Below are 6,284 nucleotides of genomic sequence, written 5' to 3' on the forward strand. Positions count from 1 at the left end.
AGGGACACCATGGAAGCACCGCTGACCAATCCGGCACCGCCGACCGTCCCGGCCACCCGGCCGAGCGGTTCGGACCGCCTGGGTCTCGGCCAGCTGTCCGCGCCATCGGAGTTCGATCGCCCGCTGAACGACCCCGAAGCCGGGGCCGCGCGCCGTCCCATCGAGGACCGCGCCGAGCAGCAGCGCAACCGCAACGGGGACGAGGGCGACCCGCGTGCCGACCTGGTTCTGCCCCGCAACGAGCGCGAAATGGCCGGCCAGGCGCGCCTGGCGGCCGAGATCGAGGCGTTTCAGTCCGGCACCGCCGACGACGCCCGTCCGGGCGAGGAGCGCATCGCCGACGGCGGCGCACTGGAGGACTCCGGGGTCGAGGCCCTGCGCCGGCGTGTGGAACTGGCCTTCAGCTTTGCCGGCCCGGCCGAGGAACCCCGCCGCGAGCTGAACATCGTTGTCTGACCGCGGCGGTGCCGCCCTGCGGACTCAGGCGTCTCCCCGCCGCGGGAACTCCGCCAGCCACTCCTGCGCCCGCTCCCCCGCATGCAGCCGCTCGTCCGCGTTGAGTTCGCGTGCCACCCGCTCGCGATAGCGCGCCGCACTGGCCACCCCCATCTCCGCCGCGATCGCATACCACTTGAAGGCGGAGACATCCGAGCGCTCCACTCCCTCGCCCATCGCGAACAGCCGCGCCAGGTTGGCGGCCCCGCGGCCCTCGCCGGCCTCGGCGGCCAGCAGATACCACTGCGCCGCCTGCTCGGAGTCCTGCGGCAACCCGCGCCCCTCGTCGAACTTCAGGCCCAGGTTGAACATCGCCTGCGGATTGCCGCCCTCGGCGGCGGCATGGAACCAGCGCGCCGCCTCGTTCGGGCTGGCCTCCACGCCGTCGCCCTGTTCGAACAGCACCGCCAGATTGAACGCGGCATCCGGCCAGCCCGCCTCGGCCGCCTGCAGATACCAGATCGCGGCACGCGCCGGGTCGCGCGGCATGTGCGTGCCTTCATCCAGCAGCACCCCCAGGTTGTAGGCCGCGAGCGGATCACCCGCGGTGGCGGCCTGCTGCCAGCGGTCCACCGCCCGCGCGGTGTCTCCGTCCCTCCAGGCCGCGCGCGCCTGCTCGAGCAGCCCGCGCGGATCATTTGATGCATTCATGGTGCGAACTCGGTTCGGGACATGTCGGCCGGCAATGTACCGACCGGACAACGCAGCGTCGATGTCCCCCACGCCAGCCGGGCACGCGAACCACAGAGCGTGACGCCATTCTCATTTTGTCACCGGTATCCCGCTTGCGTGCGGATCCGCCCGGCGCGGCTCGGGAACTCACCCCCGGGGGGCAGGAGACACAGGGGTGACGGGACCCTGTCCCTGATTCTTACCCTTGTCCCAATGAGGAGGACCTTGATGAAACGTTCCACGAAACTGCTGGCAGCCACCGCCATCGCGCCCTTTGCCCTGCTGATCGCCGGCTGCGGCGGTGACGACATGGGCATGGACGAGTTCGAAGAACAGCAGATGGAAGAAGGCGCGCCGCCGGCCGAGGACGGAATGGGTGGCGGCATGCAGGAAGGCGCCCCGCCGGAAGGTGACATGGGAGGCCAGGGAATGGAACCCGAAGGCGATGGCATGGACGACGGCATGGGTGGCGACATGGAGGGCGACGACGAACCCCAGTTCTGATTGTCCCGCCCGAATGCTCCGCCGGGACGATGCGACCACATTTCCCGGCCACCGGGGCCCGACCGGAAACCTTCTCCGGTCGGGCCTTTTTATTGCTGCCGGGATCAACCGGCGAGCGAGGTCGCCCGCGGCTCAGAACCGGTGCGTCAGTCCGACGGAAATCGTCCGGGGCTGGTTCGGACGGGCCCCGTAGGGCGTACGTGCCACGATACGCTGCTCGTCGAAGACATTGCGGGCCCGCAGGAACACGTCGGTATCCCCGGTCAGCGCATAGCGACTCACCAGATCGACGGTCATCAGGGACTCGGTCTCATCAAAATCCGAATCACTGTTGTTACAGCCGACGGAGCTGCAGGAAGCACCGGTATAGTTCAGCACCGCGTGGTTATCCCACCCGCTCGGATGCTCCAGGCCTGCCCGCAGATTCAGCTGATGGCGCGGGATATCCTGCAGACGATCGCCCTTTTCCAGGCCCGAGGCCGGGTTGTCGCTGCTGATGCGCGCCCGGGTATAGGTGTAGGCTGCCGACACCGGCACCTGGAAGGAACCTGCCGCGAACTCCGTCCCGGCCTGCACCTCGACCCCGGAGATCTCCGCCTCGCCGGTAGTGAACGTACCCGAGGTGGAACCGTCCGAGCAGGGCGAACCCACGGAGCAGTCTTCCTTCTGGTCGGTAAAGTCACTGTGGAACCCGATCGCCTCGGCGAAGAGATTCCCGGAGCGATAGCGCCCGCCCAGCTCCCAGTTGATACTGGTCTCGGGGGCGGTACCGGACTCGGCTCCACCTCCGGCCGGCGAAAAGCCGCGGTGCACACCGGCCAGCAGCTGCCAGCGATCGTCCACGTCAAAGGTCATGGAAGCCCCGGGCAGCCATTCGCTGTAAGAGTTCGACCGCCGATAGTCCACGGTATTGCGGCTGGCGTCCGCGTACTGAACCCGCGAGGTCTTCACGTCTTCGTACCGCATGGCCAGATTCAGACGCAGCCGGTCGTTCACCTGCCACTCGTCGGTAACCCACAGACTCCAGGCCTCGCCATCCTCGAAACGATTGTTGCCCCCGGAGGGCTCGACCCGGCCCTGACGCACCAGCGAACCGTTGACCTGATCGTAGATCTCCACGGGCTGGAACCGATCCATCTCGTCTTCGTGGTACCGCACGCCGGTCCGGATCCAGTGGTCGCCGAGCGCCAGATCGAACTCGGTCTGCACGCCCTGCGAGACGTACTCCCGATTGTTGTTCTTGTACTCGAGACCCGTAGTGTCCCGGGTGCCCCGCAAGGTACCAAGCGCGTCCGCATCGCCTTCATTGGCGTCCGCCACCAGGTTGCCATCGAGCTTGAACCAGTTGCGCGCGAACTCGTTACGATAGACGGTCGATGTCTGCCGCACTTCCGGGGTCCAGTCGAACTCGTGAATGAGGCTGACACCCTGATGATCGTTGTTCATCTGGTCGATCTCGGACAGCCCGTAACGGCGATTGGGATCACGCGAAAAATCATCGTCAGTCAGGCCCAGATAGGTCTCGTTGGACGTCTCCTCGGAATGCTGGGCCTTCAGTTCAACGCTCTGGCGCGCCCCGTCCCAGCGCAACTTGGCCACGTAGTCCTCGATGCGGAAGCCCGTGTCACGGCTGCTGCGGTCGATGTCCTTGAAACCATCGCTGCGACGCTGGACCGTTTCGATCATGTAACTCCAGTCACCGATACGATCTCCCCAGGTCGCGTGCACGTCGAGACCGCCGTGTTCCCCGGCCACGGTCTCGATGCTGCCGGCGCGTTCGGCCGGAATCGGCGTGGAACGCAGGTTGATCACGCCACCGGTGGTCTGCGGCCCGTGCCGCAGAAGCGGCGCCCCCTTGAGAACCTCGATGGAATGGAGACGCTTGGTGGTGGGGAAATAATAGGCCGCCGGATTGGAATACGGCGCCGGAGCCATCAGCACACCGTCTTCCATGATCGTCACCTTGCTGCTGCGCCCCGGAGGTGCGGCACGCACCCCGATGTTCGGCCGCAGGCCGAAGCCCTCTTCCTCGCGAACGTACATGCCCGGGACGGTTTTCAGCGCCTGGTGGATGTCGGTCGTCCCGTCGAGCTCCAGCTGTTCGGGTTCCACGACGGCCCCCGAACCCGGCAGCTCCCGCGCCTGAGCCGAATCGCCGATGATCTCCACCGGTGCCAGACGATCGGTATCGGCATCCTGAGCGTTGGCTATCGGCATCCCGGCGACGCCCAGGACCGCCAGTGCTACCGCGCGATGGCGCCAGCTTGCCGGCCCCATTCCGCGCTCCCGATCAACGCCGGCCTCACACCCGTAACTAAAGGAATGAACGATTCGCATTCGTTCTCTGCGAGCCATTTCTTTCTCCCTTCGGTTTGCACGACAGCGCACCGCCTCGACCGGTGACATGTCGCGGTTCAAGTAACGAAAAATGGCTGGCTGAGGGAGCGGGTCCCCTGGCTGGCGGGTGCCGTGGCGGCCGCCACGGCGTGGAATGCTTTTATTTGGTCAGGATCAGCTTCCTGCTGGACGTCACCCGGAGGGTGTAACACTGGCCTTCATGGCGGATATACAGTCGATCAGCATCACACAGCAGCTCGCTCGAGGCGATTTCCCGTGGAACGCCGGCGGGCCGGCCTTCCGGCCCGGCCCCGGCACGAGGCTGCCCGGTGTGCTCCGGAACGGATCCCGGCTGGTGGCGGTTTTCGCTGGAACTCATTCTGCCTCCCCGGCCGCCCCGCCCCTTGCGGGACGGCCGCATTGAATGCCCCGGAGCCTTACTCGGCGGAGCCCGTCTGGCTCTGTTCGTAGTTCTGCAGGCCGATCCGGTCGATCAACTGCAATTGGGTCTCCAGCCAGTCGATATGGCTTTCCTCGCTGTCCAGGATCTTCTGGAGCAGATCGCGGCTCCCGTAGTCCCGGACCTGTTCACAGTGGGCGATCGCGTCGCGGTAGACCGCTTCCCCCTCGTGCTCCAGCGCCAGGTCCGCCTCGAGGATCTCGCGCGTGGTCTCCCCGATTCTCAGCGTGCCCAGATCCTGCAGGTTGGGCAGGCCGTCGAGGAACAGGATGCGGTTGATCAGCTCGTCCGCATGCTTCATCTCGTCGATCGATTCTTCGTATTCGGCCGCGGCCAGCTTCTCCAGGCCCCAGTCCCGGAACATGCGGGAATGGAGGAAATACTGGTTGATGGCCGTCAGTTCGCCCTTGAGCGCCTGGTTGAGGTAACGGATTACTTCCTTATCACCCTGCATCGTGACTCTCCTTCTCGTTCTCGTTGTGTTGCTGATTGCGGCGAGCACCGCGCGTCCGGCAGCCGCGCCATGAAGCGGCCTGCGCCCCCTGTCAGGATCCTGCGCGGGGGCTCCGCGATGCAAGATGGCCTCAAGGTATGGGAATGCTATAGCGAATGAGAACTGTTTTCAATAGCTCCATATAAAACCAGAAACGGCAGGGGCTGGCGGCGCCTGTTCCCGGAACGGTGCTTCAGCGAATCAGCGGCGGTTCCGCCAGGCTTTCAGGCCGGATGCGGTCGGCACAGTCCGCGACCGCGCCGTCGGGGCCCTCGCAGGCGGCGACGTCGTTGACGAGGATGCGCCCGACGCGATCACAGGACGTATCCGTCATGCGGAAGGCCCGCACCGAGGTGCTCCCCGCCCGCAGCGGTGCCATCTCGAGCAGCGTCCGGCTCTGGATGATGCCGTCATCGCCGAACACCACCAGATCCAGCTGCAGCGACTCCAGCGCCTGATCCAGGCCGTTCTCCAGTACCAGATGGGCGCGACAGTCGTCGCCGTCGGGCTCCAGCTTGTTCAGCTGGACGCCGATCCCGCCGCCGTCCTCCGCCAGTGCCGGCAGCGCCAGGACCAGCCCCAGCACGCCTGCCGCAAGTCCGCCGTGAATCTGCCGCTTTCGTGTCATCTCGCCTGCCTCCACAACGCGTCGATCCGTCGTTCGTCAGCGCACCGAAAAATTCACCGGCACCACGATCTCGTAGCCGTCCAGACCGATACTGTCCGGCGCCGGAAACGGGTCGGCCCGCTGCACCATGTCTTCCACCGCGCGATCCAGGATCCCGGAGCCGGAACTCTCCTGGATCTCGTAGTCGATCACCGAACCATCACGGGCGAGCTGCAGCCGGACCTCCACGGTACCTTCCTGCCGGCGACGCTGGGCCGCTCTGGGATAACGCTTGTGCTGCTCGACCCAGGCCTGCAGTTCGGCAAGGTAGTCCCTCTCCGCCCCGGGGTCGCCACCGCCCGTGGCATCCGTCTCGGCAGCCCCCTCCGCGTCCCCGGCGGGGCCGGACTCGTCGGCCGTCGGGTCCGTTTCGCCCGGCTCATCGGCCACAGCATCGGTTTCGGCGACCGTCTCGGCCGTGCCAGCGGGCTCCGGTTCGGGTTCCGGTTCGGGTTCCGGTTCGGGTTCCGGTTCGGGTTCCGGTTCGGGTTCCGGTTCGGGTTCCGGTTCGGGCTCGGGCTCGGGCTCGGGCTCGGGCTCGGGCTCGGGCTCGGGCTCGGGCTCGGGCTCGGGCTCGGGCTCGGGCTCCGGCTCGGGCTCGGGTTCCGGCTCGGGTTCCGGCTCGGGTTCAGGTTCGGGCTCGGGTTCGGGCTCGA

General features: G+C 66.6%; 8 protein-coding genes. 2 read left to right on the forward strand and 6 right to left on the reverse strand.

Going from position 1 to position 6,284, the window contains the following annotated elements:
• The first annotated feature begins 9 nt into the window (after nucleotides 1–9).
• Nucleotides 10–456, forward strand: a complete 447-nt coding sequence (locus tag C998_RS0112235) for a hypothetical protein (RefSeq protein WP_018871163.1) — start codon at nucleotides 10–12, stop codon at nucleotides 454–456.
• A gap of 24 nt (nucleotides 457–480) precedes the next feature.
• Here C998_RS0112235 and C998_RS0112240 read toward each other — a convergent pair whose 3' ends face one another.
• Nucleotides 481–1,146, reverse strand: coding sequence for a tetratricopeptide repeat protein (locus tag C998_RS0112240; protein ID WP_018871164.1), 666 nt, complete (start codon nucleotides 1,144–1,146; stop codon nucleotides 481–483).
• A 249-nt stretch (nucleotides 1,147–1,395) separates the two neighbouring features.
• Between C998_RS0112240 and C998_RS0112245 the strand changes: the two genes are divergently transcribed.
• A complete protein-coding gene (locus C998_RS0112245; RefSeq protein WP_018871165.1) occupies nucleotides 1,396–1,671 on the forward strand; it encodes a hypothetical protein in 276 nt (91 codons plus the stop codon).
• A 132-nt stretch (nucleotides 1,672–1,803) separates the two neighbouring features.
• Here the strand turns inward: C998_RS0112245 and C998_RS0112250 are convergent, their stop codons facing one another.
• From C998_RS0112250 to C998_RS0112265, 5 genes are all read right to left on the reverse strand, one after another.
• Nucleotides 1,804–3,948 (reverse strand): TonB-dependent receptor domain-containing protein, encoded by a 2,145-nt coding sequence (locus tag C998_RS0112250; RefSeq protein WP_018871166.1) that lies wholly within the window; start codon nucleotides 3,946–3,948, stop codon nucleotides 1,804–1,806.
• 220 nt (nucleotides 3,949–4,168) lie between these two features.
• Entirely contained in the window at nucleotides 4,169–4,387 is a 219-nt protein-coding gene (locus C998_RS14665; RefSeq protein WP_019569228.1) for a hemin uptake protein HemP, read from the reverse strand.
• A 58-nt stretch (nucleotides 4,388–4,445) separates the two neighbouring features.
• Complete coding sequence (bfr, locus tag C998_RS0112255) at nucleotides 4,446–4,922, reverse strand: bacterioferritin (RefSeq protein WP_018871167.1); 477 nt, start codon at nucleotides 4,920–4,922, stop codon at nucleotides 4,446–4,448.
• 232 nt (nucleotides 4,923–5,154) lie between these two features.
• Nucleotides 5,155–5,589 carry a hypothetical protein gene (locus C998_RS0112260; protein WP_026279615.1) on the reverse strand — a complete coding sequence of 145 codons (435 nt, stop codon included), beginning with the start codon at nucleotides 5,587–5,589 and terminating at the stop codon, nucleotides 5,155–5,157.
• Nucleotides 5,590–5,625: 36 nt separating this feature from the next.
• On the reverse strand, nucleotides 5,626–6,284 hold a 659-nt coding region (locus tag C998_RS0112265; protein ID WP_018871169.1), incomplete at its 5' end, for an energy transducer TonB.

Origin of the sequence: Thioalkalivibrio sp. ALgr3 (assembly GCF_000377325.1) — a bacterium.
Lineage (GTDB): Bacteria > Pseudomonadota > Gammaproteobacteria > Ectothiorhodospirales > Ectothiorhodospiraceae > Thioalkalivibrio.

Coding starts and splice junctions, on each gene's coding strand:
- C998_RS0112235 (WP_018871163.1), top strand. CDS start 10: ATGGAAGCACCGCTGACCAATCCGGCACCGCCGACCGTCCCGGCCACC.
- C998_RS0112240 (WP_018871164.1), bottom strand. CDS start 1,146: ATGAATGCATCAAATGATCCGCGCGGGCTGCTCGAGCAGGCGCGCGCG.
- C998_RS0112245 (WP_018871165.1), top strand. CDS start 1,396: ATGAAACGTTCCACGAAACTGCTGGCAGCCACCGCCATCGCGCCCTTT.
- C998_RS0112250 (WP_018871166.1), bottom strand. CDS start 3,948: ATGGGGCCGGCAAGCTGGCGCCATCGCGCGGTAGCACTGGCGGTCCTG.
- C998_RS14665 (WP_019569228.1), bottom strand. CDS start 4,387: ATGAGTTCCAGCGAAAACCGCCACCAGCCGGGATCCGTTCCGGAGCAC.
- bfr (WP_018871167.1), bottom strand. CDS start 4,922: ATGCAGGGTGATAAGGAAGTAATCCGTTACCTCAACCAGGCGCTCAAG.
- C998_RS0112260 (WP_026279615.1), bottom strand. CDS start 5,589: ATGACACGAAAGCGGCAGATTCACGGCGGACTTGCGGCAGGCGTGCTG.